Below are 26378 nucleotides of genomic sequence, written 5' to 3'. Positions count from 1 at the left end.
CCGGACCTGAGGAGAGATCGTCCATGACCGCAGACCTGACTGCTCCCCGCGGCACCGCCGCCGGCGGCTGGACCGAACGCCCGAGCCTCCCCCGAGGAGTGGGTCGAGCGCGCCCGCCAGGTGGCCACCACGCTGGCGGCCGACGCGGTCGAGCGCGACCGCGCGCTCGCCGTACCGACCGCGGAGGTGCGGCTGCTCAAGGAGTCCGGCCTGGTGACCCTGCTCGGCCCGGCCGAGCACGGCGGGGGCGGTCAGGACTGGACGACCGCGCTGCGGGTCATCCGTGCGGTCAGCGCCGGTGACGGCTCGATCGGCCAGGCTGCTGGGCTACCACCTGCTGTGGTTCTGGGCCGTGCGCCTGGTCGGCACGCCGGAGCAGATCGCCGCGGTCGAGGAGCAGGCGACCAAGGAGCAGTGGTTCTTCGGCGGCGCGGTCAACCCGCGCGACGCGGACCTGCTCATCACCGACGAGGGCGAGGAGATCGTCTTCCGCGGCGAGAAGTCCTTCTCCACCGGCGGCCGGATCTCGGACGTCACCGTGCTGGAGGGTGTGCTGGAGGGCGCTGGTCACGAGGGCAAGCACGTCTTCGCGATCGTCCCGACCGACCAGGAGGCGATCCGCTTCAAGGGCGACTGGGACACCCTGGGCCAGCGCCTCACCGAGAGCGGCGGGGTCGTGATCGACGGCGTCCGGGTGCCCTGGGAGGCCGCCGCGGGCTACGTGCGGACCGACGCCGGCTGGGAGTTCCAGCCGCGGGTCTACAACACCCTCAACGTGCCGCTGATCCAGTCTCATCTTCGCCAACATCTACCTCGGCATCGCCGAGGGTGCGCTGGCGACCGCCGCGACGTACACCCGGGAGAAGACCCGGCCCTGGCCCTACACGCCGGACCTCAAGGAGTCGGCGACCCAGGAGTTCTACATCCTGGAGACCTACGGCGACCTGCGCTCCAAGGCTCTGGGCCGCCGAGGCGCTGGCCGAACGGGCCGCCACCTTGATCGAGGCGATCAACGCGCACGCCGACACCGTCACCGAGGCCGAGCGCGGCGAGGCGGAGGTCGTCATCGCCGCGGCCAAGCAGGTCGCGATCGACACCGGCCTGGAGATCGGCACCCGGGTCTACGACGTCACCGGGGCCCGGGCGACCGCGAGCTCGGTCGGCCTCGACATCTTCTGGCGCAACATCCGCACGCACAGCCTGCACGACCCGGTCGCGCACAAGCGCGCGGAGGTGGGCCGCTACGCGCTGCTCGGCGAGTCTGCCCGAGCCGACCTGGTACACGTGAGGAGGCGGCGATGAGCATCACGGACTCCCGCACCCTGCTCGAGGAGCCTCCGCGCGTCGTACGGGCCGGTGTTCGAGGAGATCGGCCTCGGCACGCTGCAGCGCGAGACCGACGACGTGCTGCCCGACCAGGAGGTGCGCCGGCTCAAGGAGCGCGGCTTCGGGGCGCTGCGCGTCCCGACCCAGTACGGCGGCCGCGGGGTGACGGTGCCCGAGCTCACGCAGGCTCTGGATCGACCTCGCGGCCGCGGACAGCAACCTGCCGCAGGCGCTGCGCGGGCACGCCGCCCTGGTCGAGGACCGGCTCTGGCAGCACGCCCGGGGCCGCGACCAGCGGGCCTGGTTCGAGCGCTTCGCGGACGGCGAGATCGCCGGCAACGCGTGGTCGGAGGTCGGCGCCACCTCGATCGACACCCAGTCGACGGTGCTCTCCGCGCAGCCGGACGGCTCCTACCGGCTGACGGGCAGCAAGTTCTACACGACCGGCACGATCTACGCCGAGTGGGCCGACGTGTACGCGAAGCGGGAGCGGCCCGGGCAGGAGCCCGACTTCGCGATCGCGCTGGTGGACACCCGCGAGCCGGAGGTCACCGTCACCGACGACTGGGACGGTTTCGGCCAGCGCGGCACGGGCAGCGGCACGACGAGCTTCGACGCCGCGATCGTGCCGGCGGAGCACGTGCTGGCCTTCGGCGAGCGCTTCCCGTACCAGACCGCGCTCTACCAGCCTGAACCTGCTGGCGGTGCTGACCGGCATCGGCAAGGCCGCGCTCGCGGACTTCGTCGAGCACGTGCGCAACCGGGAGCGGAACTACTCCCACGCCAACGCCGCGCGGGTCCGCGACGACCCGCAGGTGCTGGCCCGGATCGGTGAGGCCTCCGCCGCGGTGTTCGCCGCCGAGGCGGCCACCCTGCGGGTGGCGGGGACGATCCAGGAGGTCGCCGACCTGGCCCCGCTCGCGGAGGGACTGCCCGAGCAGGTGGCGGCCGCCAACGAGCGCGCCGAGATCGAGTCCTCGGCCGCCCAGGTCGTCGTCACCCAGGCTCGTCCTGGACCTGACGACCGACCTGTTCGACACCCTCGGCGCGTCGGGCACGGCGCTGTCGAAGGGCCTGGACCGGCACTGGCGCAACGCCCGCACGGTCTCCTCGCACAACCCGCGCATCCTCAAGGCGCGGGTGGTGGGCGGCCATCTCGTCAACGGCACCCCGCCGCCGTACGCATGGGCGATCGGGCGCACCGCAGGGTGAAAGGTCCCGCCTTTCACGGGGTCGTCGGTTCCACGGGGCCGGCGACCCCTCTGCGTCTTGCCAGACGCCGATCTTCCAGTAATGTCTATTGAACTACTCGACTTATGCTCGACCGATTCCCTGGAGACGCACCATGACCGAGATCTTCGACCGCGAGGCCTTCGCGCAGCCGCTCAAGTTCGCCTACTGGGTCCCCAACGTCAGCGGGGGGCTGGTGGTCAGCAAGATCGAGCAGCGCACCGACTGGGTTTACGACTACAACGTCCAGGCTCGCCCGTCTCGCCGAGAACAACGGCTTCGAGTACGCCCTCTCCCAGGTGCGCTACATCGCGTCGTACGGCGCGGCGTACCAGCACGAGTCGACCAGGCTTCAGCCTCGCGCTGCTGCTCGCCACCGAGCGGCTCAAGGTCATCGCCGCGGTCCACCCGGGTCTGTGGCAGCCCGGCGTGCTCGCCAAGTTCATCGCCACCGCCGACCAGATCTCGGGTGGCCGGGCGGCGATCAACGTCGTCAGCGGCTGGTTCAAGGACGAGTTCACCAGCTCCGGCGAGCCGTGGCTCGAGCACGGCGAGCGCTACCGCCGCGCGGAGGAGTTCATCCGCTACGTGCGCGAGATCTGGACCTCCGAGCACGCCGGTACTCAACGGCGACTTCTACCGCCTGCACGACTTCGACCTGAAGCCGAAGCCGCTCAGGCTCGCCGGACCGGCCGCACCCGGAGATCTTCCAGGGCGGCAACTCCACCGACGCCCGCGGCATGGCCGGCCGGGTCTCGGACTGGTACTTCGCCAACGGCAACACCCCCGAGGGCATCTCCGAGCAGATCAACGACGTCACCGACGTCGCCACCGTGCACGGGCGCAAGGTGCGCTTCGGCCTCAACGGGTTCTTCATCGGCCGCGACACCGAGACCGAGGCCCGCGACGTGCTGCGCGAGATCGTCGACAAGGCCGACCGCGAGGCCGTCGAGGGCTTCGGTGCCGCCGTCAAGCAGGCCGGCCAGAGCACCGGTGACAAGAAGGGCATGTGGCAGGACTCGGAGTTCGCCGACCTGGTGCAGTACAACGACGGCTTCCGCACCGGCCTGATCGGCACGCCCGAGCAGATCGCCACCCGGATCATCGAGTACAAGAAGCGCGGCGTGAACCTGTTCCTGCTGGGCTTCCTGCACTACCTGGAGGACGTGGAGTACTTCGGCCGCGAGGTGCTGCCGCTCGTGCGCGAGCCTGGAGGCCGCGGAGCCTGGAGCGGGTCTGATGACCGTCGAGGCACCCCCTCGCCACACCGCCGAGTCCGCCGTCGCTGCCGCCGCCGGGCTGGCGGAGCGCTTTGCGGAGGAGTCGGCGCTGCGCGACCGGGAGCGCCGGCTGCCGGTCGCCGAGGTCGAGGCGCTCTCCGCCTCCGGCCTGCTGGCGATCACCGTCCCGGTCGCGTACGGCGGTCCCGGGCTCGGTGCCGCGGTGCTCACCGAGGTGGTGCGGCTGGTCGCGACCGGCGACCCGAACGTCGCGCAGATCCCGCACAGCCACTGGGTCTACGTCAACGCGCTCGTCGAGCAGGGCACCGAGGAGCAGAAGTCCTTCCTGCTCGGGGAGGTGCTCGCCGGCAAGAGGTTCGGCAACGCGCAGTCGGAGGTCAAGAGCGCCCACGTGCGCGAGCACGCCACCACCCTGCGACCCGACCCCGAGCGTGCCGGCAGGCTGGCTGCTGGACGGCGAGAAGGGCTACGCGACGGGCGCCTACCTCGCGCACTGGATCCCCGTGCTGGCCCACCAGGGCGAGGGCGGTCCGCTCGTCGTCGCCTGGGTCGAGCGCGATGCCGACGGGGTGACGGTGATCGACGACTGGGACGGCCTCGGCCAGCGCACGACGGCCAGCGGCACGGTCCGCCTCGAGCGGGTCCGGGTCGCGGGGGAGCGCGTCACGCCGTACCACCTGACGTTCGAGCGGCCCCAGGTCTACGGCGCCTTCGCCCAGGCTCCTGCACGCCGCGATCGATGCCGGCATCGCCCGCGCCGCGCTGCGGGACGCGGCATCCTTCGTCACCACGAGGAGCCGGCCCTACCCGGACGCGCTGGCGCTCTACGACACCGACGGTGCCGCCGGCGACCCGCTCGTCGTGCAGGCCTTCGGCGAGGTCGGTCTGCAGGTGCGTGCCGCCGAGGCGCTGCTCGCCGAGGCCGGTCGCGCGGTCGACCGGGCCCGGGCGGACCTCACCGCGGCCACCGCTGCGGAGGCCAGCCTGGCCGTCGCGGCCGCCCGTGCGTCCACGACCGCCGCCTCGCTCGAGGCCTCCAGCCGGCTGTTCGAGGTCGCGGGCACCCGCTCGGCGCTGCGCTCCCTCGACCTCGACCGGCACTGGCGCAACGCGCGCACGCACACCCTGCACGACCCCGCCGGCTGGAAGGTGCACCACCTCGGTCGCTTCGCCATCGACGGCACCCCGCCCCCCAACCACGGCCAGATCTGAGCCAGACCCGAGAAAGATCGCGATGTCCCTGAAGTTCCACTGGTTCCTGCCCACCAACGGCGGCGACGGTCGCCACGTCGTCGGCGGCGGCCACGGCGTCAACACCGGCACCGCCGGACGCCCGGCCGACGTCGCCTACCTGACCCAGGTCGCCCGGGCCGCCGAGGACAACGGCTTCGAGGCGGCGCTGACACCCACCGGCGCCTGGTGCGAGGACGCCTGGCTGAGCACGGCCATGCTCAGCCAGACCAGCGAGCGGCTCAAGTTCCTGGTCGCCTTCCGGCCGGGGATCGTCGCGCCGTACCTCGCGGCGCAGATGGCGGGCACCTTCCAGAACCTCACCAACGGGCGACTGCTGCTCAACGTCGTCACCGGCGGCGAGAGTCACGAGCAGCGCATGTTCGGCGACTTCCTGGACAAGCAGGAGCGCTACGAGCGCTGCGGGGAGTTCCTGGAGATCGTGCGCCGGCTGTGGACCGGTGAGACCGTCGACTTCACCGGCAAGCACCTCTCGGTCGAGTCGGCCAGGCTCGGCCAGGCTCCCGGACCCGGTGCCGGACATCTACTTCGGCGGCTCCTCGCCCGCGGCCGGCAAGGTCGCGGCCGAGCACGCCGACGTCTACCTCACCTGGGGCGAGCCGCCGCAGGCCGTCGCGGAGAAGATCGCGTGGATCCGCGAGCTCGCCGCCGCCGAGGGCCGCGGCCCCGACCACCGGCCGATCCGCTTCGGGATCCGGATGCACGTCATCACCCGGGACACCTCCGAGGAGGCGTGGGCCGAGGCCGACCGGCTGCTGAAGGGCATCGACCCGGAGACCATCAAGCAGGTGCAGGACGGGCTGCGGCGCAGCGAGTCCGAGGGCCAGCGCCGGATGCTCGACCTGCACAGCGGGCGGACCGACGACCTGGAGATCTACCCCAACGTCTGGGCCGGCGTCGGCCTGGTCCGCGGCGGGGCGGGCACTGCGCTCGTCGGCAGCCACGAGGAGGTCGCCGACCGGATCCAGGAGTACGCCGCGCTCGGCCTGGACGAGTTCGTGCTGTCGGCCTACCCGCACCTGGAGGGCGCCTACTGGTTCGGCGAGGGCGTGCTGCCGATCCTCGCCGAGCGCGGGCTGTGGAAGGACGAGCGCCCGCAGCGGCACCACTCCTCCTCCGTTCCGTTCGCCAGCGTCGGGCGGGCCGCCAGGTGAGCGCGATCAGCACCGCCGTCGTCGTCGGCAACCCCAAGCCGGCCAGCCGCACCCTGGCGGCGGCGCTGCACCTGCACGGCGCGCTCGTGGACCGCGAGCCGGACCTCGTCGTCGACATCGCCACGCTCGGCGCCGGCCTGGTCGACTGGAGCGACCCGAGCATCGACGAGCCTGGTCACGCAGGTCGGCCGGGCGGACCTCGTCGTGGTCGCGTGCCCGACCTACAAGGCGACGTACACCGGGCTGTTGAAGGCTCTTCCTCGACCGTTTCGCGGCCGGCCAGGCTCACCGGGATCGCGGTGCCGCTCATGCTCGGCGGCGGTCCGGGTCACGCGCTGGCGCCGGAGCACGGCCTGGTGCCCCTGCTCAGCCACCTCGGCGCGGTCGTGCCGGGCGCCCCGCTCTACGTCCTCGACAAGCAGCACGACGACCCGGCGGCGTACGACGCGTGGCTGCAGCGCAGCCGGCCGGTCGTGGACAAGCCTGCTGCGGCCTGTCGCCTGATGACCGGCCCCGCGGCCGGTCCCAGCCCCCGTCGCGTCGCGGTCGCGGCGGCGGTCGGCGCGACCATCGAGTGGTACGACTTCTTCCTCTACGGCACCGCGGCCGGGCTGGTCTTCGACAAGGCTCTACTTCAACGGCCTCAGCGGCTCGGCCGCGACCTTCGCCGCCTTCGGCACCTTCGCGGTCGGCTTCCTCGCCCGGCCGGTCGGCGGACTGGTCTTCGGCCACTTCGGCGACCGGGTCGGCCGCAAGGCGATGCTGATCTGGACCCTCGTCATCATGGGGGCCGGTACGGCGCTGATCGGTCTGCTCCCGTCGTACGACTCGATCGGGGTGGCCGCGCCCATCCTGCTCGTCGTGCTGCGGGTGCTGCAGGGCATCGGCGTGGGCGGGGAGTACGGCGGCGCGGTGCTCCTCGCCGTCGAGTTCGCCCCGCCCGAGCGACGCGGCTTCTTCGGCTCCTTCGCGCACATCGGGGTCCCCGGCGGGCTCTTCCTCGCCTCCGGCGCCTTCGCGATCGCCAGCCGGCTGCCGGACGAGCAGTTCCTCGCATGGGGCTGGCGGGCCTGCTTCCTGCTCAGCATCGTGCTGCTCGCGATCGGCGCCTGGATCCGGCTCTCGGTGATGGAGACGCCCGCCTTCCGCGAGGTGCAGCAGCGCAAGGAGGTCAGGCTCGGTCCCGGTGCGCGAGCTTGTTCCAGCGTCAGCCGCGCACCCTGCTGCTGGGGATGGGCACCCGCTTCATCGAGGGCTTCACCTTCAACCTCTACTCCGTCTTCCTGCTCGCCTACGCCGTCAACACCGTCGGCGTCGCGAAGTCGCTCGTGCTCAACGCGATCATGGTCGGCGCGGTGCTCGGCGTGGTGCTCACGCTGGCGGCCGGCGCGCTGAGCGACCGCTTCGGCCGGCGACCGGTCTACCGGGTCGGTGCGATCGCGGGCCTGGTCCTCGCCTTCCCCGTCGCCGCGGCCGTGCAGTCGGGCGGCGGGCTCGCCGTCAGCGCCGCCTTCATCGGCGGGCTGGGCCTGGTCTACGGCACGGTCTACGGGCCGCTCGCGGCCTTCTGGAGCGAAGTCTGTTCGACACCCGCTACCGCTACTCCGCGCTCAGCGCGCTCTACCAGGCTCTCCGGCATCGTGGCCTCCGGGCTGACCCCGCTCATCGCCGCCTGGCTGGTGGAGTCTGGGCGACGACTCGCTGTGGCTCGTTGCGTCGTACAACGTCGCGGTGGCGGTGCTCAGCCTGGTCTGCATGGCCCTGCTCCCGGAGACCCGCGGGCGGGACCTCACGGCGTCGCCGGAGTCACCGGACCGGGGGCAGCCGGCCGGCGGGCGGCACGCCGCCGCAGCGCCCACCACAGCGGGACGCCCAACGCCGCAACGAGGATGAGCCAGGGCAGGGCGAAGCCGAGCACGGTCAGGGTCACCACGACCCCGCCGGTGAACGCGTCCCACCCGTCGCGCAGGCCGCCGAGGAAGCCGCCCGCGGTGTCGTCGTCCTTCGTCGTACCGTCCCGGTCGGCCTGCTCGATGGACACCGTGATCGTCGACAGGCTGGTCTTGTCGGCGAGGTCGCGCTGGCGCGCGACGAGGGCGTCGAGGTTCGCCTGACGGTCGGCGAGCCTGACGCTCGATCGAGACCACCTCGGCGAGGTTCTGCGCCCGGTCGAGCAGCGCCTCGATCCGCTCCACGCTGGCCCGCTGCGCCCGCACCCGGGCGGCGACGTCGACGACCTGCGCCGAGACGTCCTCCTCCGAGGAGCCTGGAGTCGGTCAGCGTGCCGACCTCCTCCAGCGCGTCCTTGGTCGCCTGGAAGCGGGCGCTCGGCACCCGGACGACGAGCCGGGCCGCGTCGACCTCGCCCTCGTCGTCGGTGCTGGTCTCCTGCGAGGTCAGCCGGCCCTGCTGCAGGTCCACGACCCTGCGGACGTCTCGTTGCGCCTTCGTCACGTCCTCCGCCTCCAGCGCGACGGTGCCGGTGGCGATGATCGCGACGTCCGGCTCCGATGCGGGGGCCCCCTGCGCCGTGCGCGCGCCGGCCTCGTCGGCGACGCCCAGCGCGGCGGGCGCCGACGACTCCGCCTTCAGGCTCGGCCGAGCCGGCCGAGTCGGCCGAGGTGCGGGCCGGGGTGGAGGAGCCGGACGAGCCGGAGGAGCAGCCGGTCAGCGCGACCAGGGCGGCGGCTCCGGCGAGGGACAGGGCGAGGCGGGTGCGGGTCGGGTGCATGCCGGTGCGACGCGGGGGCGCGCGGATCGGTTCCCGGGCTCTGGCAGGCTGGTGCCGTGGGTCGAGCAGTCGTGGTGGGTGCCGGGATCGCCGGGCTGACGGCCGCGCGCGACCTCGCCGAGTCCGGCGCCGACCTCCTCGTCCTGGAGGGCACCGACCGGGCCGGCGGCAAGCCTGCGTGGCGGCGAGGTCGCCGGGGTCACCGTCGACGTGGGCGCCGAGGCGATGCTGCACCGCCGGCCCGAGGGCAGCGCCCTCGCCACCGCGCTCGGCCTGCCGCTGACCCACCCGACGCGCGCCACCTCGCGGATCTGGACGCACGGCGCCCTGCGCCCGCTGCCGCGCTCGGTCATGGGGGCACCGCTCGACCTCGACCAGGCTCGAGTCCAGCGGCATCCTCACCGCCGACGGACTGGCCCGGGCCCGTGCGGGGCGGCCGGTGGACGCCGCCGCGGACGCCTCGGTGGGTGACCTCGTCGCCGCCCGCTTCGGCGAGGAGGTCGTGGACCGGTTGGTCGAGCCGCTCCTCGGGGGTGTGTACGCCGGACAGGCCCGCCGGATCTCGGTCCGCTCCGCCGTCCCGCAGGCTCGCTGGCCTGCTCGCCCAGCCCGCCTTCACCGCCCCGGCCCCGGCCGCCGACGCACCGCCGGTCTTCGCCGGGGTCGACGGGGGCATGTGGCGGCTGGCCGCCGCGCTCGCCGACGACCTGGCGGGGCGCCCCCGCGCCGAGGTCCGCTACGACGCGGCGGTGACCGCGATCCGCCGTACCGGCGCGGGTTTCGTCGTCACCACCCCCACCGGCGAGGAGATCGCGGACCAGGTCGTGCTCGCCACCCCGGCCGCCCCGAGCGCGCGGCTGCTGCACGAGTCGGCCCCCGCCGCGGCGAGCGAGACTCGCGGAGATCGCCTACGCCTCGGTCGCGCTGGTGACCCTCGCCTTCCGCGCCGAGGACGCCGCCGAGGCGCTCGACCGCGGCGCCGCGGGCTTCCTCGTCCCGCCCGTGGACGGGCGCCGGATCAAGGCCTCGACCTTCTCCTTCGCCAAGTGGGACTGGGTCCGCGCCGCCGGCGACGGGCTGCTCGTGCTCCGCACCTCCCTGGGCCGGTACGGCGAGGAGGCCAGCCTCCGGGTCCCCGACGCCGCCCTCGTGGAGGCCTCCCTGGCCGACCTCGCCGCGGCCACCGGCCTGTCCGCACGCCCGGTCGAGGCCGTCGTGCAGCGCTGGGGCGGGGGACTGCCGCAGTACTGGGTCGGCCACGCCGACCGGGTCGCCCGGGTCCGGGCCGCGGTCGCGGCGGTCCCGGGGCTCGCGGTCTGCGGGGCGTCGTACGACGGCGTGGGCATCCCGGCCACGATCGGCTCGGCCCACCGCGCGGTCGCCGACCTGCTCGACGGCACAATGGGGGCATGACCGATCCCCAGGCGCACCTGAAGACCAACGCGGCGAAGATCAACGGAACCAACGACACGATCCGCTTCACCATGTGGTCGGTCTTCAAGCCTGGACCGGCCGCTCGGTGCCGACGAGGTGGTCCGCAAGGGCGAGACTCGACGAGTCTGGAGGCGCTCGCCGCCGGTACTCGCGGAGCAGGACGTCGTCATCCGCGGCGTCTACGACGTCGCCGGGCTCCGCGCCGACGCCGACGTGATGGTCTGGTGGCACGCCGTGAGCAGCGACCAGCCTGCAGGACGCCTACCACCGGCTGCGTCGTACCGCCTTCGGTGCGCGGCTGGCACCGGTCTGGTCGCAGATGGCGCTGCACCGCCCGGCGGAGTTCAACCGCAGCCACCTGCCGGCCTTCCTGGCCGAGGAGCGCGCGCACGACTACGTCGCGGTCTACCCCTTCATCCGCTCCTACGAGTGGTACCTCCCGGAGGACGCCGAGCGCCGCCGCCTGCTCGCCGAGCACGGCCAGATGGCGCGCGACTACCCCGACGTGCGGGCCAACACGGTGCCCAGGCTTCGCGCTCGGCGACTACGAGTGGATCCTCGCCTTCGAGGCCGACGACCTCACCCGGATCGTCGACCTGATGCGGCACCTGCGCGGCTCGGAGACCCGGCGCCACGTGCGCGAGGAGGTCCCGTTCTACACCGGCCGTCGGGTCTCGCTGGCCGAGCCTGGTGTCCCGGCTGCCCTGATCGCGGCTGTCGATCAGCAGCAACCAGGACGGCGCCGCGGCCAGCCACAGAGCGGTCAGCGAGACGCTCAGCCGCTGCACGAGGCCCAGTCCGACGGCGTCGCCGTGCAGGAGCAGGGTGGCGGTGAGCACGGCGTCGACCGCACCGGCGACGGCGGCCACCACGCCGACGGTGAGCAGCACCCGGCGCCACCGCGGCGCGGCACCGGCCCGGCGGAGCGCGAGCGTGCAGGTCACCAGCGCCACCAGGAAGGCGACGGTCTCCACGAAGCTCGCCACCCCGTGCGGCTCGGTCACCTTGGCCCACCAGGAGCCGGTGCCGGGCGGCGGCAGGTCGGCGTCGAAGGTGTAGGAGCCCGACAGCGGTGCCGCCGTCTCGAAGACCGCGCACGCGGCGAGCAGGACCAGCGGCCCCCACACCGAGGTGTCGCGCCGTGCGAGCACCCACCCGAAGGCCACGCCCAGGCCGAGCAGGATCGCCGCGACCAGGTCGGAGATCCGGAACACGTCGGCATAGGGCTGGCCGGCCGCGGACAAGCTCGCTGATGAAGTCTGGTGCTGATGTCGGCGCGGACCGGCAGGACGAGCCTGGAGCACCCAGTCGGCGTACCCCAGCCCACCGAGGACGATCAGGGCCACCGCGACCCAGCGCAGACGGCGGCTCACTCGGCACACCCCGAGCTCTCCGGGCGCACCATCGGGAACGCGATCGTGGAGCGGATCGGGTCGCCCGACAGCAGCATCAGCAGCCGGTCCACGCCCAGGCCGAGACCGCCGGTCGGCGGCATGCCGAGCTCCAGGGCCTGCAGGAACTGCTCGTCCACGACCATCGCCTCCGGGTCGCCGCCGGCGGCCAGCAGGGACTGGTGCTCGAGGCGGCGGCGCTGCTCGACCGGGTCGGTCAGGCTCGCTGTACGCCGTCGCGAGCTCCATCCCGAACGCCACGAGGTCCCAGCGCTCCGCCAGTGCGGGCACGTCCTCGCGAGCCCGGGTCAGCGGGCAGACCGAGGTGGGGAAGTCGACGTAGAAGGTGGGCACGACGGTGGCCGGCTCGACCAGGCTCCTCGTAGAGGCTCGAGCACGAGCCTGGTCCGCGCTCAGGCTCGGCGCCGGTGATGCCGTGGGCGTCGGCGATCTCGCGCAGCCGTTCGCGCGGGGTGTCCCAGGCGACGGGTACGCCGACCGCGGCCGCCACCGCGTCGTGGACCGCGACCACCGGCCACTCGCCGCCGACGGCGACCCGCTCCTCGGTGCCGTCCTCGCCGCGTCGTACCAGCGTGGGCTCGCCGTGGACGGCCCTCGCCGCGTCCACCACGAGCGCCCGGCACAGGTGCCGCATGGAGGTGTAGTCGCCGAACGCGGCGTAGGCCTCCAGCGCGGTGAACTCCGGGTTGTGGGTGCGGTCGACGCCCTCGTTGCGGAAGACACGGCCGAGCTCGTAGACCCGCTCGACGCCGCCGACGCAGAGCCGCTTGAGGTAGAGACTCGGGAGCGATCCGCAGCGACAGCGGCAGGTCGTAGGCGTTGCTGTGGGTGACGAACGGGCGGGCGTTCGCGCCGCCGTGGACGGTGTGCAGGACCGGCGTCTCCACCTCCAGGAAGCCTTGGCGGTGCAGCGACTCGCGGATCTCGCGCAGCACCAGGCCGCGCCGGCGCAGGTGGTCGCGGGCGGTGTCGCTCATGGCGAGGTCGAGCTCGCGCTGGCGCACCCGCAGACTCCGGGGCGAGCGCGCCGTTGACCCGGCCGGGCAGCGGGTGCAGGCACTTGGCGAGCATCCGCCACGAGGTCGCGACCACCGAGCGTTCACCGGCCCGGCTGCGGCCCAGCGCGCCACTGACCTCGACGAGGTCGCCGAGGTCGCACAGGCTCCACGAAGTCGTCGAGGTCCGCCCCCAGGTCGTCGACCTGCAGGAGGCACTGCACCGTGCCGTCCCAGTCGCGGACGTCGGCGAAGACCACCCCGCCGTGGTCACGGATCGCGACCAGCCGGCCCGCGACGCTGACCGCGGTGCCGTCCTCGGCCGCCAGGGCGGCGGCGGTGCGCACCGGAGGCTCCCCGCTGCCCGGGTACGGCGGGTGGCCGGCCTCGGCGAGTGCGTTCATCCGCTCCATCCGGATCCGCACCTGCTCGGGCCGGCGGCGGCCGCGGGCCACCTGCTCCTGGTGGGCGCGGACGGCCGCCACGATCTCGTCCGCGCGCTGCTCGGGCAGGTGCTGGGGGTGCAGCGGGCGCCGGGTGCGGATCCACTCGGGGACGTCGAGGTAGCCCTCGGCGATGCCGGCGGCGATGCCGATCCGGAGCACCATCCGGGCGTCGTCGTAGCACATGAAGCGGGGGAACCAGATCGGCTCGAACTTCACGTTAGAGCGGTACAGCGCCTCCAGCCTGCCACCACCGGGAGAGCACCAGCAGCACCCGTCGCCAGCCGCGCAGCACCGGCCCGGCGCCGATCCGGCCGCCCTCCTCGAAGACCGAGCGGAGCACCGCGAAGTTGAGCGAGATCCGCGAGATCCGGTGCTCGGCACCGCGCTCGGCGAGCATGCTGACGATCAGGCTCGATGACGCCGTTGGGCGCGGCCGGGTCGCGGCGCATCAGGTCCAGCGAGATGCCGGAGCGGCCCCACGGCACGAAGGACAGCAGCGCCAGCACCGTGCCGTCGGGCGCGAGGGCCTCGGCGAGCAGGCAGTCGGCGTCGGCGGGGTCGCCGAGCCGGCCCAGGGCCATGGAGAAACCGCGCTCGGGCTCGTCGCCGCGCCACTCCTCGGCGAGCCGCTGGACCCGCGCCATGTCCTCGGCGCTGATCTGGCCGTGGCGGCGGATCCGGACGGTGATCCCCAGCCGCTGGGTACGGCGCACCGCGCGCTGGATCGGGCGCAGCCGGGGCCGGCGCCGGTGGAAGTCGGCGACGTCGATGATCGCCTCGTCGCCGAGCCTGCAGGGCGTTGAGCCCGGCGCGCTCGAAGGCGTGCGCGCCTCGCTCGCTCGCGCCGAGCACCGCCTGGGACCAGCCGTGCTCCTCGGCGTACTCCTGCCAGCCTGGCGATCGCGCTGTCCCACGAGCCCGGGTCGCCGATCGGGTCGCCGCTGACGAGGCAGACGCCGGCCTCGACCCGGAAGAGCACCACCGCTCGGCCGTTGTCGGAGAAGATCGCGGTCTTGTCGCGGCGGGTGGCGAAGTAGCCGAGGGAGTCGTGGCGGCCGTACTCCTCCAGGAGCGCGCGCACCGCCCGCTCCTCGGGCGCCGAGAGCGCCGAGCGCAGCGCCTGGGACTGGAAGACGACGGCGAAGGAGCCGAGCAGGGAGACCGCGCCGAGGAAGCCGATCAGGTCGCTGACCCAGTCCTCGGGACGGCCGCCGAAGGCGCGCGGTCCGATCACGCCGCCGGTGGCGCGGTTGACCGACCAGAGCAGCCGCTCGTTCATCGGCAGGGTGCCGTGGAAGACCTGGAGCAGGCCGAACCCGATCGCGATGCTCACCAGCAGGCAGGGGAGGAGGATCGCGATCGCCTTGACGACCGAGCGGGAGCGGACCCGGGTGGTGAACCCGCCCCGGGCCATCACCACGACCCACAGCAGCACGAGTGCGACGACGACCGCGACGTGGCTGCGCGGCCGGGTGGTCAGGCTCGCCCGCGGCGTCGGCGAGGTTGACGAGCAGGACGATGACCAGGATCCGCCAGCCGGCGCGCTTGCGGGCGCTCAGCGCGGCGGCGAGCAGACCCAGGAAGGTGGCGTAGGCGAGGTTCGGCAGGATCAGCAGGACGTTCTCACCGATGCCGATGAACAGCGGGGCGAGTCTCGTGACGCAGGGGCCGGACCAGGGCGATGAGGGCGCACAGGGCAGCCCAGCAGCCGACGACGGTGGCCGCGATGGACGGCACCCGACGCTCCAAGACCTCGATCGCGCGTCCCACGCCACCGGTGACCAGGGGTCCGGAGGGGTTCGACACCCCGGAACCCTAACCGGGCAGCACTCGGCACTCACGGATTGAACGTTTGCAATCTCTATCGACTTAGTGCACTATGGCGTCATGACTCCTCGCACTCCCGGCTCGCGCGGCGCGCTCCGCTCCGGCGAGCCTGTGTCGTCCCTGCTGTTGATCTCCCGCCACCCGATCCAGCCCGACACCTTCGAGGAATCCCCGATGACCCAGGCTCGCCGTCCTGCCCCTGCTCGAGGCCGTGCGCAACCACGCCGCCGACCCCGACCTGCTCCACCTGCTCGACCCCGCTCCCGAGGAGCGCTCCTGGATCCGCCTGCTCCGCACCGACGACTACGAGCTCTGGCTGATCTCGTGGCCCGCCGGTGCCGCGACCGACTGGCACGACCACGGCTCCTCCTCCGGCGCGTTCACCGTCCTGCGCGGCACGCTCACCGAGCACCGCTTCGACGGTGGCCTCCAGGCTCACCGACCTCGGCGTCGGCGACGGCAAGGCCTTCGGCGCGGGCTACGCCCACGACGTCCGCAACCCCACCGACCAGCCCGCGCTCTCGCTGCACGCCTACTCGCCGCGGCTGTCCACCATGACCCGCTTCCGGTTCCGTGGCGACCGCCTCGAGGCGCTCGGCGTGGAGCGGGCGGGGGAGGAGTGGTGAGCGCGCTCGCTACTGTCGTGCCCATGCACCGCCCCCGCTACGACGGCGTCGACGCCCTGCTCGCCGACGCCCGCTCCCGGCTGGACCGGGTCTCCGCCCCGGCCGCCTTCCAGGAGCCTGGTCGCCGGCGAAGCCGTGATCGTCGACATCCGTCCCGCCGCCCAGCGTGCCGCCGAGGGCGAGGTCGCCTCCTGGCTGCCGCTGCTGGTCATCGAGCGCAACGTGCTCGAGTGGCGCTTCGACCCGCGCAGCGAGGCCCGCATCCCCGAGGCGTCGTACGACGCCCGGGTGATCGTGCTGTGCCAGGAGGGCTACACCTCCTCGCTGGCCGCCGATGCGCTGCAGAGCATCGGCATCCCCGGCGCCACCGACGTCGTCGGCGGGTTCGCCGCTTGGCGCGAGGCCGGACTGCCGGTCGCCGACGACGCTGCCTGAGCCCGAGGTGACGCGAACGGCAGGTGCGCCGGGGGTTCGCCCCTGCCGTTCGTGTCACCGTGCTGTGGAACGCTGAGTAGGCTCGGAGACATGGCATACGAGGTCGAGAAGACGGAGGAGGAGTGGCGCTCCGAGTCTCACTCCCGAGGAGTACCAGGTGCTCCGCCAGGCCGGCACCGAGCGGGCCTTCACCGGCGAGTACACCGACACCGAGACCACCGGCGTCTACCGCTGCAAGGCCTGCCAGGCCAAGGCTCTTCGAGTCCGACACGAAGTTCCACTCCGGCTGCGGCTGGCCGAGCTTCTACCAGCCGATCTCGGACACCATCGAGTACCTCGAGGACGACTCGCACGGGATGAAGCGCACCGAGGTGCGCTGCGCGAACTGCGGTTCGCACCTGGGCCACGTCTTCCCCGACGGCTACGGCACGCCGACCGGCGACCGCTACTGCATCAACTCGATCAGCCTCACCCTGGAGCCGAAGGCCGGCTGATCGCCCGAGCGGTGAGTGCCGAGGGTCCTCGGCGCTAGGGTCGGGCCATGGCGAAGACCGCTGCGGCGATGGTGCAGGCCGGCGAGCGCGAGGTCCGGGTGTCCAGCCCGGACCGGGTGATCTACGAGGCCACCGAGCGCACGCCCGAGGTGACCAAGGCTGATGGTCGCGGAGTACGTCGCCGCGGTCGGCCCCGGTCTGATGCGCGCTCTCGGCGAGCGGCCCACCGCGCTGGAGCGCTGGCCGTCGGGGGTCCGCGAGGGCTTCCGGCTGGCCACCGGGCCGCGCGACAACGACGCCGAGGCGTTCTACCAGAAGCGGGTCCCCAAGGGCGCTCCCGACTACCTGGAGTCGGTCGCGATCACCTTCCCGTCGGGGCGCACCGCCGACGAGATCTGCCCGACCGAGATCGCCGTACCCGTGTGGTGCGCGCAGATGGGCACGCTGACCTTCCACCCCTGGCCGGTACGCCGCGTGGACGTCGACCACCCCGACGAGCTCCGCATCGACTTCGACCCCCAGCCCGGCACCACGTTCACCGACGCGGTGCGGGTCGCGGGGGTCGCGCGGGAGCCTGCTGGAGGAGCCTGGGCCTGAAGGGCTACCCGAAGACCTCGGGGAACCGCGGGGTGCACGTCTACGTGCGGATCGAGCCGCGTTGGGAGTTCACCGACGTGCGGCACGCCGCGATCGCGTTCGGCCGCGAGACTCGCTGTGCGCGACGACCAGGTCACCACGGCGTGGTGGAAGGAGGAGCGCGGCGAGCGCATCTTCATCGACTACAACCAGAACAACCGGGACCGGACCATCGCCTCGGCGTACTCCCTGCGGCCGCTGCCGGGCGCCCCGGTCTCGACGCCGATGACCTGGGCGGAGCCTGGCCGGGGTCACCGACCCGAAGGAGTTCAACCTCTTCACCGTCCCCGATCGCGTCGCCGACGGCGACCCGTGGGCGGACATCGACGAGGAGGCGTTCTCGCTGCAGCCGCTGCTGGACCTGTGGGACGCCCAGGCTCGCCGAGGGGGCGGGGGAGCTCAACTTCCCGCCGGACTACCCCAAGATGCCGGGGGAGCCGCCGCGGGTGCAGCCGAGCAAGAAGGTCGCCGAGCACTGGGACGACCAGGGCAACCGGATCGAGTAGGGCTCAGAGGCCCTTCACCACGGCGACCTCGCAGAGTCGCGCGAGGTCGCTGCGCACCCGCGGGTCGAGGCCCGGTACGCCGTCGGCGAGCAGCAGGTGCGCGCCGCAGCGCGCGGCCTGGCCGGGATGCCCGAGGTCCAGGTCCGGCACCATCGCCACGATGCTCTCGCACAGGTCGATCGCGCGGTCCCGCTCGGCCGGGGACAGGCGCGTGCCCGCGAGCGCCTCGAAGAGGCGGACGTCGAGGGTGTGCAGGGCCGACATGACCGCTCAACGACCGGGCGCTCCCGGCTGTTACGGCTCAGACGCCGGTGACGCCCTCGCCGCCGCCGGCCGACTGCTCCTCGAGCGACTCGTGCTCGAGCAGGTGCAGGACGGGGACGCCGAGCTTTGCGGCGCGCCCGCGAGGTCCAGTCGACGTGGAAGAACTCCGCCACCAGGTGCGGCCGGGTCAAGATGATGGCCTCGCGGCCGTCGACCTCCTTGACCTTGCGGGCCAGCGCGTCGACCGGCGGATCGGTCACGACGGCGCTGCTGCCCACGTGCGCACCGCTCGCGGTGAGCGCCTCGGCGGTCGCCCGCACGTCGTGGTCGGCCTGCTCGCGGTTCTGCTCGCGCAGGCTGTCGATCTCGTCCGGTGAGGGCGTGATCGGCGCCGCGATCAGGTCCGCCCCGCCGATGACCCCGAGCGAGGCCTCGACCGCCGCGGCGGCATCCGCCATCGGCAGCAGGACGTGGTAGACGACCTCGATCGTCGGGTCGTCGTCGAGCTCGACGTGCAGGTTCCGGACCTGGGCGGCGTCGGCGGGGGTCAGCGCCTGCTCGACGAGGAGAATGACGTCGTACGGCTCCTCGCGAGGAGCGGGGTCGGTGCTCATGGCACCATCCTGCCCCCACCCTCCCCGGCGGTCGAGGCTCACCCCCCGAGCACGTCCGCCAGGTCGTACTTCACGGGCTGCTCGAGCCTGGTCGTAGCCGCACGAGGCGGGGTCGCGATCCTCGCGCCAGCGCTTGAAGTGCGCGGTGTGCCGGAAGCGCCGGCCCTCCATCGCGTCGTACTTGACCTCGATGACGCGCTCGGGGCGCAGCGGCGTGAACGACAGGTCCTTGCCCGCGCTCCACCGGCTCTGCGTGCCCGGCTGGCGCCCCGGGTTGGCGACGAGGAACTCCTGCCACCGGCCCCACGGGTGCTCCTCGATCGGGACGACGAGGGCCTGCAGGCTCCTGCCACAGGCTCGGCCCGGCGCGCGGCGGTGAACGACGCGCTGACCCCGACGTGCTGGAGCTCGCCGCCGTCGTACAGGCCGAGGAGGAGGCTGCCGATCAGCGGCTTCTCCGGCGTGCTGGTCTTGTGCTCGCGGTAGCCCGCCAGCACCACGTCCGCGGTCCGCTCGTGCTTGATCTTCAGCATCGTGCGGGCGTTCTCGGCGTACGGCGCGCTCAGCGGCTTCGCCACCACCCCGTCGAGCCCGGCGCCCTCGAACTGGTGGAACCACTCCGCGGCGACGGCCGGGTCGGTGCTCGTGCGGGTCAGGTGGCAGCGTCCCGCGTCGGCGGACAGGCCGGCCAGCGCCTCCTCCAGGGCCGCGCGCCGATCGGCGAACGGCCGCTCGACGTACGACTCGTCGCCGAGTGCGAGCAGGTCGAAGGCCACGAAGTCCGCGGGGGTCTGCTCGGCCAGCAGGCTCGATCCGTGAGGCCGCCGGGTGGATCCGCTCCTGCAGCACCTCGAACTGCAGCCGCCCCTTGCCGTCGCTGCCGTCCTGCGCCACGAAGATCTCCCCGTCGAGCACGCACCGCTCGGGCAGGCTCGGCCCGGGCGGCCTCCACCAGGCTCGGGGAAGTAGCGGGTCAGCGGCTTGGTGTTGCGGCTCGCCAGGCTCCACCTCGTCGCCGTCCTTGAACAGGATGCAGCGGAAGCCGTCCCACTTGGGCTCGAAGGCTCAGGCCGAGCGGGTCGTGCTTGGCCGGGTCGGGCACGCCGGACACCGCCTTGGCGAGCATCGGCTGGACGGGTGGCATCACCGGAAGGTCCACGGCGCCCATCCTAGGAGCGAGCACCGACCCTCCGGGGCCGGCGCGAGGAGGGCAGGCCCTCAGGGCGCCGGGACGCCGGCAGTCGCCCGCACCCAGGCCTCGATGCCGTCGGCGTCGATGGGCAGCGCGGCGGAGAGCACCTCGCTTCCCGTGGAGGTGACGAGCAGGTCGTCCTCCGGGCGCACGCCGACGCCGCGCAGGCTCGGGCGGGACGGTGAGGTCGTGGGCGTGGAAGTACAGCCCCGGCTCGACGGTGAGGGCCATGCCGGGGGCGAGCGTGCCGTCGGCGTGCGCCTCGCGCGGCGTGCCGAGGCAGTCGTGGACGTCGAGCCCGAGGTGGTGCCCGACGCCGCAGGCCAGGTAGCGGCGGTGGTGCTGGCCGGTGGGGGAGAGCGCCTCGTCGACGGAGACCGGCAGCAGGCCCCAGTCGCTCAGGCCCGTCGCGACCACCTCCATCGAGGCGTGGTGGAAGTCGGAGAAGGAGACGCCGGGACGCACGGCGGCCAGGCCGGCGCGGTGCGCGCGCTCGACCAGGTCGTGCACCGCGCGCTGAACGGGGCTGAACCGGCCCGACGGTGGGACGGTGCGCGTCACGTCGGCCGTGTAGAGGCTGTCGACCTCGACGCCGAGGTCCAGCAGGAGTGCCTGGCCGGGGAGGATCGGCCCGTCGCAGCGGGTCCAGTGCAGGGTCGGTGCGTGCGGCCCGGACGCGACGATGCTGGCGTAGCCGGGGCCGTTGCCGAGGGTGCGGGCGTGCCGGTCGAAGGTGCCCTGCAGCCAGCGCTCGCCCCGCGCGTGGGTCATCGCGGCCGGCACCTCGGCGACCACGGCGTGGAAGCCCGCCAGGGTCGCCTCGACCGCGGCGCGCAGCTGCGCGACCTCCCACGCGTCCTTGACCATCCGCAGACTCGGCGAGGACAGCGCGCAGGCTCGGGACCGTCGGTGGGCGCGAGAGTCAGGCTCGGCGAGCGGGCGGACCGTCAGGTCGAGGGCGGCCGACCACGCGGCCAGGCCCGGCTGTGGCCCGATCCAGAGCTCGCCGTGGTCGGGATCGGCGAAGAACCCGGCCTCGCCGGGTCCTGCCGGCGGCGGCAGGTAGAGGGTGGCCTCGTGGCCCGTCGCGGTCGGCTCCAGCACGACGACGGCGCTCTCCGCGGCGCACCCGGTCAGCCAGAAGACGTCGCTGTCGGCCCGGAACTCATACGACGTGTCGCCGCTGCGGCGCGGGGCGGTCCCCGAGGCAAGGACGACCCGCTGGCCCGGCAGCCGCGCGCCCAGCGCCGCGCGGTGCCCGGCGGCGGCCGCGGCCGCACCCGGGACCACGGGCACCGGGGCGTCGGCGTCGGCCCAGTCGGAGGCGATCGCGGCGCGGAAGGCGGGGACGTCGGCGAGGCGGGGTGGGCGGCCGTGGCGCAGGGTGCGGGTCATCGATTTCCTTCGCGGGGGTGCTTGCGTGATCAGTACAATGTCACATACTATCACCAGGTGAGCGACCTCGAGAGCACCACCGACCGACCCTGGCGCGGGATCCACGTGGCGACCGCCCTGCCCTTCCGTGACGACCTCTCGGTCGACTACGACGCCTTCGCCGAGCACGTGCGGTGGCTCGCGGACAGTGGCATGGACGGGGTCACCCCCAACGGCTCCCTCGGTGAGTACCACACGCTCACCGACGAGGAGCGCGCCCGCGTGGTGGAGGTCGCCGTCGAGGCCTCGCCCGAGGGCTTCGGCGTGATGCCGGGCGTCGCGGCGTACGGGTCCCAGGAGACGGTGCGCTGGATCGAGCAGGCCGGCGAGGCGGGCGCGCAGTCGGTGCTGCTGCTGCCGCCCAACGCCTACCGCGCCGACCGCGAGACCGTCGTCGAGCACTACCGCGCCGCCGCGAGCGTCGGCGTGCCGGTGGTGGCCTACAACAACCCCTACGACACCAAGGTCGACCTGACCCCCGACCTCCTCGCCGAGTCTGTACGACGAGGGCCTCGTCGTCGCCGTCAAGGAGTTCACCGGGGACGTCCGCCGGGCCTACGAGATCCGCGAGCAGGCGCCCGGCCTGGACCTGCTGATCGGCTCCGACGACGTGCTCCTCGAGCTCGGCCTGGCCGGCGCGGTGGGCTGGATCGCGGGATACCCGAACGCCGTGCCGGAGGTGTGCCGTCGGCTCTACGACCTCGCCACCTCCGGCAGGGTCACCGACATCGCCGAGGCGCTGCCGCTCTACCGCGACCTGCACCCGCTGCTGCGCTGGGACTCCAAGACCGAGTTCGTGCAGGCGATCAAGCTCTCGATGGACGTGCTCGGCCGGCCCGGCGGCGCGTGCCGCCCGCCGCGCCGGCCGCTGTCGCCGGAGATCGCGGAGCGGGTCGGCGCGGACACCAAGCGGGTGCTCGCGCAGGGCTACCGCTGAGCCGGCTCGGTCACCATGACTGCGAGGAGGACGCGATGACATCCGTGGGCACCGAGACGGTGACCGACCTGGTGACCGCCGCGGTGGACGCCGGCTGGGTCTGGGCGGCCCTGCTGGGCACCGAGCGTGCCCGCGTGCTCGCCGCGGTGGCCGACGCGCTGGACGCCGAGGCCGACCGGCTGGTCCCGCTCGCGCAGGCCGAGACCCGGCTGCCGGAGGCCCGGCTGCGCGGTGAGCCTGACCCGCACCACCTTCCAGCTGCGCCTGCTCGGGGAGACGGTGGCGGAGGGCGCCCACCTGGGCGTGCGGATCGACCATGCCGACCCCGACTGGCCGATGGGTGCGCCGCGACCGGACCTGCGGCGCAGCGCCGTGCCGGTGGGACCGGTGCTGGTCTTCGCGGCGTCGAACTTCCCCTTCGCCTTCAGCGTCGCGGGCGGGGACACCGCCTCCGCGCTGGCCGCCGGCTGCCCCGTGCTCGTCAAGGTCCACGAGGGCCACCCCGAGCTCTCGGCCGCCGTCGGCGAGGTCGTCGCGACCGCGCTGGCCGCGGCCGGTGCCCCGCGCGGCGTCTTCGCGCTGGTCCACGACCGGGCGGACGCCCGCGCCCTCCTCGTCCACCCCGGCATCCGGGCCGCCGCCTTCACCGGGTCGGTCCCGGCCGGCCGCGCGCTCTTCGACCTCGCCCAGTCGCGGCCGGACCCGATCCCCTTCTTCGGCGAGACTCGGCAGCGTCAACCCCGTCTTCGTGACCGAGCGCGCCGCGGCGGCCCGCGCCGAGGAGATCGCCGACGGCTTCATCGCCTCCTTCACCCTGGGCGCCGGCCAGTTCTGCACCAAGCCGGGTGTGCTGCTCGCGCCGGCGGGCTCCGCGCTCACCGCACGTCTGGCCACTGCCGAGTCGCCCGGTCCGGTGCCGCTGCTCAACGACCGGATCGCGGAGGGTCACCGACGTTCCCGGGCTGCCCTGGCCGACCGCCCGGGCGTGGCGGTGCTGGGCGCGCCGGAGGCGCCGGGCGACGTACCGACGCTGCTCGTGACGACCGCCGCGACCCTGCTCGCCGACCTCGAGGGGCTGTTCGTGGAGTGCTTCGGACCCACCGCTCTCGTCGCGACGTACGCCGACGAGCGGGAGCTGGTCGATGTCGCCGAGGCCATCGACGGCCGACTCACCGCCACCTTGCAGGCCGAGCCCGACGACGTGGTCGTGCCGGTGCTGACCGAGGTGCTGGCGCACAAGGCCGGGCGCCTGCTGTGGAACCATTGGCCCACCGGTGTCTCGGTGACCGCCGCCCAGCAGCACGGCGGTCCCTACCCCGCGAGCACCGCCCCGGGCACCACCTCGGTCGGCACGGCCGCGATCGAGAGGTTCGTCCGGCCGGTTGCCTGGCAGGGCTTCCCCGACCACCTGCTGCCCCCCGAGCTGCGCGAGGAGCCCGCCCGATGAGGAGCAACCGGCTGATCCAGACGGTCGAGTCGCACACCGAGGGCATGCCCACCCGGGTGGTGACCGGCGGGGTCGGAGTCTTCCCGGGTGCCACGATGGCCGAGCGCCGCGAGTGGTTCATCGCGCACAGCGACCACCTGCGCACGTTCTTGATGTGCGAGCCGCGCGGGCACGCCGCGATGAGCGGCGCCATCCTGCAGCCGCCGACCCGGCCGGACGCCGACGTGGGCGTGCTCTTCATCGAGGTGTCCGGCGTGCTGCCGATGTGCGGGCACGGCACCATCGGCGTCGCGACCGTCCTCGTCGAGACGGGCTTGGTGCCGGTCGTGGAGCCGGTCACGACGATCCGGCTGGACACCCCGGCCGGGCTGGTCGTCGTGGACGTTCAGGTCGACGACGGACGGGCACTCGCGGTGACCCTGCGCAACGTGCCGTCCTTCGTGCTCGGGCTCGATCGCGTCGTCGACGTACCAGGGCTGGGGGAGGTGGCCTACGACCTCGCCTTCGGCGGCAACTTCTACGCGATCGTCGACCTGGAGCGCCTCGGTCTGCCCTTCGAGCGGGCCGCGAAGCAGCAAGCTGCTCGACGCGGGTCTGGCGATCATGGCCGCGATCGACGAGGACGACGAGCCGCGGCACCCGTTGCGCGAGGACATCCGCGGCTGCCATCACGTCTACCTGAAGGCCCCGGGCTCCACCGCGCGGCACTCCCGGCACGCGATGGCCATCCACCCCGGGTGGTTCGACCGCTCGCCGTGCGGCACCGGCACCAGCGCGCGGATGGCCCAGTCTGCACGCGCGCGGCGAGCTCCCGCTGGACACCGACTTCGTCAACGAGTCCTTCATCGGCACCACCTTCACCGGCCGGCTGGTCGAGCGCACCGAGGTCGCCGGGTACGACGCCGTCGTGCCCACCCTCACCGGCCGGGCCTGGGTCACCGGCACCGCGCAGTTCCAGCTCGACCCCCGGGACCCGTTCCCGGCAGGCTTCGAGTCGTGACCCGGGCGCCCGACGTCGTCGTGGTCGGTGCCGGCGCACTGGGCGCCGCCACCGCGTGGTTCGCCACGCGCGCCGGGCTCCGGGTCGAGGTCGTCGAGCGCGGCCAGGTCGTCAGTGGCACGACCAGCGCGTGCGAGGGCAACCTCCTGGTCTCCGACAAGGAGGCCGGTCCCGAGCCTGGACCTCGCCCTGCTCTCCCACCGGATCTGGCAGGAGGACCTCGGCGAGCACGGTCACCTCTGGGAGCCTGGAGCACAAGGGCGGGCTCGTCGTCGCGTCCTCGGCCGAGGGCGCCCGGGGGCTGCTGGAGCTGACCGAGCGCCAGCGCGCCGCCGGGATCGACGTCAGCCCGGTGGCCGCCGACCGGATCGCCGAGTCTGGAGCCGCACCTGCGGCCGGACCTGGCGGGAGCCTGCGTTCTACCCGCAGGACTGCCAGGTGCAGCCGATGCTGATGGCCGCGCACCTGCTCCGGCTCGCGCGCGAGCGCGGGGCGCGCGTGCGTACGGGCACCACGGTCACCGGCTTCCTCCGCGACGGCGAGCGGGTCGTCGGCGTCCGCACGGACCGCGGCGACATCGCCGCAGGCCACGTCGTCAACGCCGCCGGCACCTGGGCCGGTGAGACCGCCGCCCTCGCCGGGGTGCACGTGCCGATCCTGCCGCGGCGCGGCTTCATCCTCGTCACCGAGCCGCTGCCGCCCACCGTCTTCCACAAGGTCTACGCCGGCGAGTACGTCGCGAGCACGCAGAGCGCCGACGAGGGACTGCAGACCTCCACCGTCATCGAGGGCACCCCGGCCGGCACGATCCTGATCGGGTCCTCACGCGAGCGGGTCGGCTTCGACCGGACCGTCGCGCTCCCGGTGCTGCGCGAGACTCGCCCGCAAGGCGCTGGCCCTCTACCCCTCGCTCGACAAGGTCGCCGTGCTGCGCTCCTACCTCGGCTTCCGGCCCTACTGCCCCGACCACCTGCCGGTCATCGGCCCCGATCCGCGCGCCCCCGGCCTGTGGCACGCGGCGGGCCACGAGGGTGCCGGGATCGGCCTGTCGGTGGGCACCGCCAAGGTGCTCGTCCAGACGATGACGGGCGAGGTGCCGGAGCTCGACCTGGCGCCGTTCGCGCCCGCGCGGTTCGCGAAGGCGTCATGAGACTGACCCTCGACGGTGTCCCGCTCCCGGCCGAGCCCGGCCAGAGCGTCGGCGCAGCCCTCACCGCAGCCGGCATCCGCTCGTGGCGCACCACCCGCACCGGGGGCCGCCCGCGGGGTCTGTTCTGCGGGATCGGGGTGTGCTTCGACTGCCTCGTCACCGTCGACGGACGGCCGAACCAGCGCGCCTGCCTGACGCCCGTGCGTGACGGGATGGTGCTGGAGAGCGGAGGATCCGATGGCTGAGCCCGATCTCGCCGTGGTCGGCGCCGGGCCCGCGGGCCTGGCCGCCGCCGTCACCGCGGCCGAGCACGGCCTGCGGGTGTCCCTCGTCGACGGCGCCGCCCGCCCCGGTGGGCAGTACTGGCGCCATGCCGACGACACGGTCTCCCTCGGCCGCCGCTACGACGACCTGCGCGAGCGGCTCCGCGCGGTCGAGTCGGCGGGCAGGCTGGAGCGCGTGAACAGGCACCAGGTGTGGTTCGTCGAGCCCGGCGAGATCCCCGCGCTGCACCTCACCCCGCGCCGGGAGCCGGTCCGGGCGCGGGCGCTGGTGCTGGCGCCCGGCGGCTACGACCGGCGAGCTTCCCGTTCCCG

Annotated in this window: 28 protein-coding genes and 14 pseudogenes; 34 read left to right on the top strand and 8 right to left on the bottom strand. The window is 73.5% G+C overall.

The annotated features are described in order from the left end of the window. The first annotated feature begins 23 nt into the window (after positions 1-23). The 12 genes and pseudogenes from G5V59_RS15140 to G5V59_RS36740 all read left to right on the top strand — a co-directional run. Positions 24-302 (top strand): hypothetical protein, encoded by a 279-nt coding sequence (locus G5V59_RS15140; RefSeq protein ID WP_278256989.1) that lies wholly within the window; start codon positions 24-26, stop codon positions 300-302. Further along, positions 299-1000, top strand: coding sequence for a hypothetical protein (locus tag G5V59_RS15135; RefSeq protein WP_278256988.1), 702 nt, complete (start codon positions 299-301; stop codon positions 998-1000). The genes G5V59_RS15140 and G5V59_RS15135 overlap by 4 nt, the downstream gene beginning before the upstream one ends. Then, positions 997-1302, top strand: coding sequence for a hypothetical protein (locus G5V59_RS15130; RefSeq protein WP_278256987.1), 306 nt, complete (start codon positions 997-999; stop codon positions 1300-1302). Before G5V59_RS15135 ends, G5V59_RS15130 begins: the two co-directional genes overlap by 4 nt. Next, positions 1299-1748, top strand: a complete 450-nt coding sequence (locus G5V59_RS15125) for a hypothetical protein (RefSeq protein WP_278256986.1) — start codon at positions 1299-1301, stop codon at positions 1746-1748. The genes G5V59_RS15130 and G5V59_RS15125 overlap by 4 nt, the downstream gene beginning before the upstream one ends. Next, the gene (locus G5V59_RS15120; protein ID WP_278256985.1) at positions 1712-2161 is read left to right on the top strand and encodes an acyl-CoA dehydrogenase family protein; all 450 of its coding nucleotides are present in this window, start codon (positions 1712-1714) and stop codon (positions 2159-2161) included. Before G5V59_RS15125 ends, G5V59_RS15120 begins: the two co-directional genes overlap by 37 nt. Beyond that, positions 2079-2630: a hypothetical protein gene (locus G5V59_RS15115; RefSeq protein ID WP_278259861.1), complete on the top strand. Its 552-nt coding sequence runs from the start codon at positions 2079-2081 to the stop codon at positions 2628-2630. The genes G5V59_RS15120 and G5V59_RS15115 overlap by 83 nt, the downstream gene beginning before the upstream one ends. Further along, positions 2620-3162: pseudogene (locus tag G5V59_RS36745) on the top strand (LLM class flavin-dependent oxidoreductase); the annotation flags it as partial. The gene G5V59_RS15115 and the pseudogene G5V59_RS36745, both read left to right, overlap by 11 nt. 134 nt (positions 3163-3296) lie before the next feature. Continuing rightward, positions 3297-4370 (top strand): LLM class flavin-dependent oxidoreductase, encoded by a 1074-nt coding sequence (locus G5V59_RS15110; protein WP_278256984.1) that lies wholly within the window; start codon positions 3297-3299, stop codon positions 4368-4370. Next, positions 4301-5041, top strand: a complete 741-nt coding sequence (locus tag G5V59_RS15105) for a hypothetical protein (protein ID WP_278256983.1) — start codon at positions 4301-4303, stop codon at positions 5039-5041. The genes G5V59_RS15110 and G5V59_RS15105 overlap by 70 nt, the downstream gene beginning before the upstream one ends. Continuing rightward, a pseudogene (locus G5V59_RS15100) lies at positions 5032-5499 on the top strand (LLM class flavin-dependent oxidoreductase); the annotation flags it as partial. The gene G5V59_RS15105 and the pseudogene G5V59_RS15100, both read left to right, overlap by 10 nt. Next, entirely contained in the window at positions 5489-6202 is a 714-nt protein-coding gene (locus tag G5V59_RS15095) for an LLM class flavin-dependent oxidoreductase (RefSeq protein ID WP_341351218.1), read from the top strand. The pseudogene G5V59_RS15100 and the gene G5V59_RS15095, both read left to right, overlap by 11 nt. A gap of 308 nt (positions 6203-6510) precedes the next feature. Continuing rightward, a pseudogene (locus tag G5V59_RS36740) lies at positions 6511-7785 on the top strand (MFS transporter); the annotation flags it as partial. A 206-nt stretch (positions 7786-7991) separates the two neighbouring features. Here the strand turns inward: G5V59_RS36740 and G5V59_RS15085 are convergent. Then, positions 7992-8933 (bottom strand): DUF4349 domain-containing protein, encoded by a 942-nt coding sequence (locus tag G5V59_RS15085; RefSeq protein ID WP_278256982.1) that lies wholly within the window; start codon positions 8931-8933, stop codon positions 7992-7994. A 56-nt stretch (positions 8934-8989) separates the two neighbouring features. Here G5V59_RS15085 and G5V59_RS15080 point away from each other — a divergent pair. The 6 genes and pseudogenes from G5V59_RS15080 to G5V59_RS15055 all read left to right on the top strand — a co-directional run. After that, positions 8990-9058: pseudogene (locus G5V59_RS15080) on the top strand (hypothetical protein); the annotation flags it as partial. Between the two features lie 100 nt (positions 9059-9158). Then, positions 9159-9404, top strand: coding sequence for a hypothetical protein (locus G5V59_RS15075; RefSeq protein WP_278260302.1), 246 nt, complete (start codon positions 9159-9161; stop codon positions 9402-9404). 203 nt (positions 9405-9607) lie between these two features. After that, positions 9608-9742 (top strand): annotated as a pseudogene (locus tag G5V59_RS15070) (hypothetical protein); the annotation flags it as partial. Positions 9743-9860: 118 nt separating this feature from the next. After that, positions 9861-10346, top strand: coding sequence for a hypothetical protein (locus G5V59_RS15065; protein WP_278260301.1), 486 nt, complete (start codon positions 9861-9863; stop codon positions 10344-10346). A 271-nt stretch (positions 10347-10617) separates the two neighbouring features. Beyond that, positions 10618-10830 (top strand): annotated as a pseudogene (locus G5V59_RS15060) (chlorite dismutase family protein); the annotation flags it as partial. 91 nt (positions 10831-10921) lie between these two features. Then, positions 10922-11620, top strand: a complete 699-nt coding sequence (locus G5V59_RS15055) for a chlorite dismutase family protein (RefSeq protein ID WP_278259859.1) — start codon at positions 10922-10924, stop codon at positions 11618-11620. Between the two features lie 116 nt (positions 11621-11736). Here G5V59_RS15055 and G5V59_RS15050 read toward each other — a convergent pair whose 3' ends face one another. The 5 genes from G5V59_RS15050 to G5V59_RS15030 are packed head-to-tail and all read right to left on the bottom strand — an operon-like array spanning position 11737 to position 14995. Beyond that, the gene (locus tag G5V59_RS15050; RefSeq protein WP_341351217.1) at positions 11737-11931 is read right to left on the bottom strand and encodes an amino acid--tRNA ligase-related protein; all 195 of its coding nucleotides are present in this window, start codon (positions 11929-11931) and stop codon (positions 11737-11739) included. 44 nt (positions 11932-11975) lie between these two features. Then, on the bottom strand, positions 11976-12269 hold the full coding sequence (locus G5V59_RS15045) for a hypothetical protein (protein ID WP_278256981.1): 294 nt from the start codon (positions 12267-12269) through the stop codon (positions 11976-11978). After that, positions 12172-12882, bottom strand: coding sequence for an amino acid--tRNA ligase-related protein (locus G5V59_RS15040; RefSeq protein WP_278256980.1), 711 nt, complete (start codon positions 12880-12882; stop codon positions 12172-12174). The genes G5V59_RS15045 and G5V59_RS15040 overlap by 98 nt, the downstream gene beginning before the upstream one ends. Next, positions 12879-13436: an OB-fold nucleic acid binding domain-containing protein gene (locus G5V59_RS15035; protein ID WP_278256979.1), complete on the bottom strand. Its 558-nt coding sequence runs from the start codon at positions 13434-13436 to the stop codon at positions 12879-12881. The genes G5V59_RS15040 and G5V59_RS15035 overlap by 4 nt, the downstream gene beginning before the upstream one ends. Beyond that, positions 13433-14995 carry a phosphatidylglycerol lysyltransferase domain-containing protein gene (locus G5V59_RS15030; protein WP_278256978.1) on the bottom strand — a complete coding sequence of 521 codons (1563 nt, stop codon included), beginning with the start codon at positions 14993-14995 and terminating at the stop codon, positions 13433-13435. Before G5V59_RS15030 ends, G5V59_RS15035 begins: the two co-directional genes overlap by 4 nt. Before the next feature lie 263 nt (positions 14996-15258). Here G5V59_RS15030 and G5V59_RS36735 point away from each other — a divergent pair. The 5 genes and pseudogenes from G5V59_RS36735 to G5V59_RS36720 all read left to right on the top strand — a co-directional run. Continuing rightward, positions 15259-15468: pseudogene (locus G5V59_RS36735) on the top strand (hypothetical protein); the annotation flags it as partial. A gap of 340 nt (positions 15469-15808) precedes the next feature. Beyond that, complete coding sequence (locus G5V59_RS36730; RefSeq protein WP_341351216.1) at positions 15809-16108, top strand: rhodanese-like domain-containing protein; 300 nt, start codon at positions 15809-15811, stop codon at positions 16106-16108. A 90-nt stretch (positions 16109-16198) separates the two neighbouring features. After that, a pseudogene (gene msrB / locus G5V59_RS15020) lies at positions 16199-16602 on the top strand (peptide-methionine (R)-S-oxide reductase MsrB). 162 nt (positions 16603-16764) lie between these two features. Beyond that, positions 16765-17199 carry a hypothetical protein gene (locus tag G5V59_RS36725; protein ID WP_341350950.1) on the top strand — a complete coding sequence of 145 codons (435 nt, stop codon included), beginning with the start codon at positions 16765-16767 and terminating at the stop codon, positions 17197-17199. Positions 17200-17316: 117 nt separating this feature from the next. Next, a complete protein-coding gene (locus G5V59_RS36720) occupies positions 17317-18204 on the top strand; it encodes a hypothetical protein (protein WP_341351215.1) in 888 nt (295 codons plus the stop codon). A gap of 456 nt (positions 18205-18660) precedes the next feature. Here the strand turns inward: G5V59_RS36720 and G5V59_RS15010 are convergent, their stop codons facing one another. Next, positions 18661-19398 carry a hypothetical protein gene (locus tag G5V59_RS15010; RefSeq protein ID WP_278256976.1) on the bottom strand — a complete coding sequence of 246 codons (738 nt, stop codon included), beginning with the start codon at positions 19396-19398 and terminating at the stop codon, positions 18661-18663. 197 nt (positions 19399-19595) lie between these two features. After that, the gene (locus G5V59_RS15005; protein ID WP_278256975.1) at positions 19596-21209 is read right to left on the bottom strand and encodes an aminopeptidase P N-terminal domain-containing protein; all 1614 of its coding nucleotides are present in this window, start codon (positions 21207-21209) and stop codon (positions 19596-19598) included. Here G5V59_RS15005 and G5V59_RS15000 point away from each other — a divergent pair. The 11 genes and pseudogenes from G5V59_RS15000 to G5V59_RS14945 all read left to right on the top strand — a co-directional run. Further along, positions 21189-21677 (top strand): annotated as a pseudogene (locus G5V59_RS15000) (dihydrodipicolinate synthase family protein); the annotation flags it as partial. The gene G5V59_RS15005 and the pseudogene G5V59_RS15000 sit on opposite strands and share 21 nt — an antisense overlap. A 67-nt stretch (positions 21678-21744) precedes the next feature. Beyond that, positions 21745-22185 carry a dihydrodipicolinate synthase family protein gene (locus G5V59_RS14995; protein ID WP_341351214.1) on the top strand — a complete coding sequence of 147 codons (441 nt, stop codon included), beginning with the start codon at positions 21745-21747 and terminating at the stop codon, positions 22183-22185. Between the two features lie 336 nt (positions 22186-22521). Continuing rightward, positions 22522-22815 (top strand): annotated as a pseudogene (locus G5V59_RS14990) (aldehyde dehydrogenase family protein); the annotation flags it as partial. A gap of 118 nt (positions 22816-22933) precedes the next feature. Then, a complete protein-coding gene (locus tag G5V59_RS14985) occupies positions 22934-23632 on the top strand; it encodes a hypothetical protein (RefSeq protein ID WP_278256974.1) in 699 nt (232 codons plus the stop codon). Further along, a pseudogene (locus tag G5V59_RS14980) lies at positions 23629-24156 on the top strand (proline racemase family protein); the annotation flags it as partial. The gene G5V59_RS14985 and the pseudogene G5V59_RS14980, both read left to right, overlap by 4 nt. 79 nt (positions 24157-24235) lie before the next feature. Then, a pseudogene (locus G5V59_RS14975) lies at positions 24236-24406 on the top strand (proline racemase family protein); the annotation flags it as partial. Between the two features lie 16 nt (positions 24407-24422). Further along, complete coding sequence (locus tag G5V59_RS14970) at positions 24423-24632, top strand: proline racemase family protein (RefSeq protein ID WP_341351213.1); 210 nt, start codon at positions 24423-24425, stop codon at positions 24630-24632. Beyond that, positions 24629-25559, top strand: a pseudogene (locus tag G5V59_RS14960) (FAD-binding oxidoreductase); the annotation flags it as partial. The gene G5V59_RS14970 and the pseudogene G5V59_RS14960, both read left to right, overlap by 4 nt. Further along, complete coding sequence (locus tag G5V59_RS14955; RefSeq protein ID WP_341350949.1) at positions 25558-25782, top strand: FAD-dependent oxidoreductase; 225 nt, start codon at positions 25558-25560, stop codon at positions 25780-25782. The pseudogene G5V59_RS14960 and the gene G5V59_RS14955, both read left to right, overlap by 2 nt. Next, a complete protein-coding gene (locus G5V59_RS14950; protein ID WP_278259854.1) occupies positions 25779-26027 on the top strand; it encodes a (2Fe-2S)-binding protein in 249 nt (82 codons plus the stop codon). The genes G5V59_RS14955 and G5V59_RS14950 overlap by 4 nt, the downstream gene beginning before the upstream one ends. A 4-nt stretch (positions 26028-26031) precedes the next feature. Then, positions 26032-26352 (top strand): annotated as a pseudogene (locus G5V59_RS14945) (FAD-dependent oxidoreductase); the annotation flags it as partial. Positions 26353-26378 lie beyond the last annotated feature (26 nt).

The organism is Nocardioides convexus (assembly GCF_011090295.1).
Note: the sequence above shows the minus strand (reverse complement) of the source record. Positions and strands in the feature narration are given on the sequence as shown.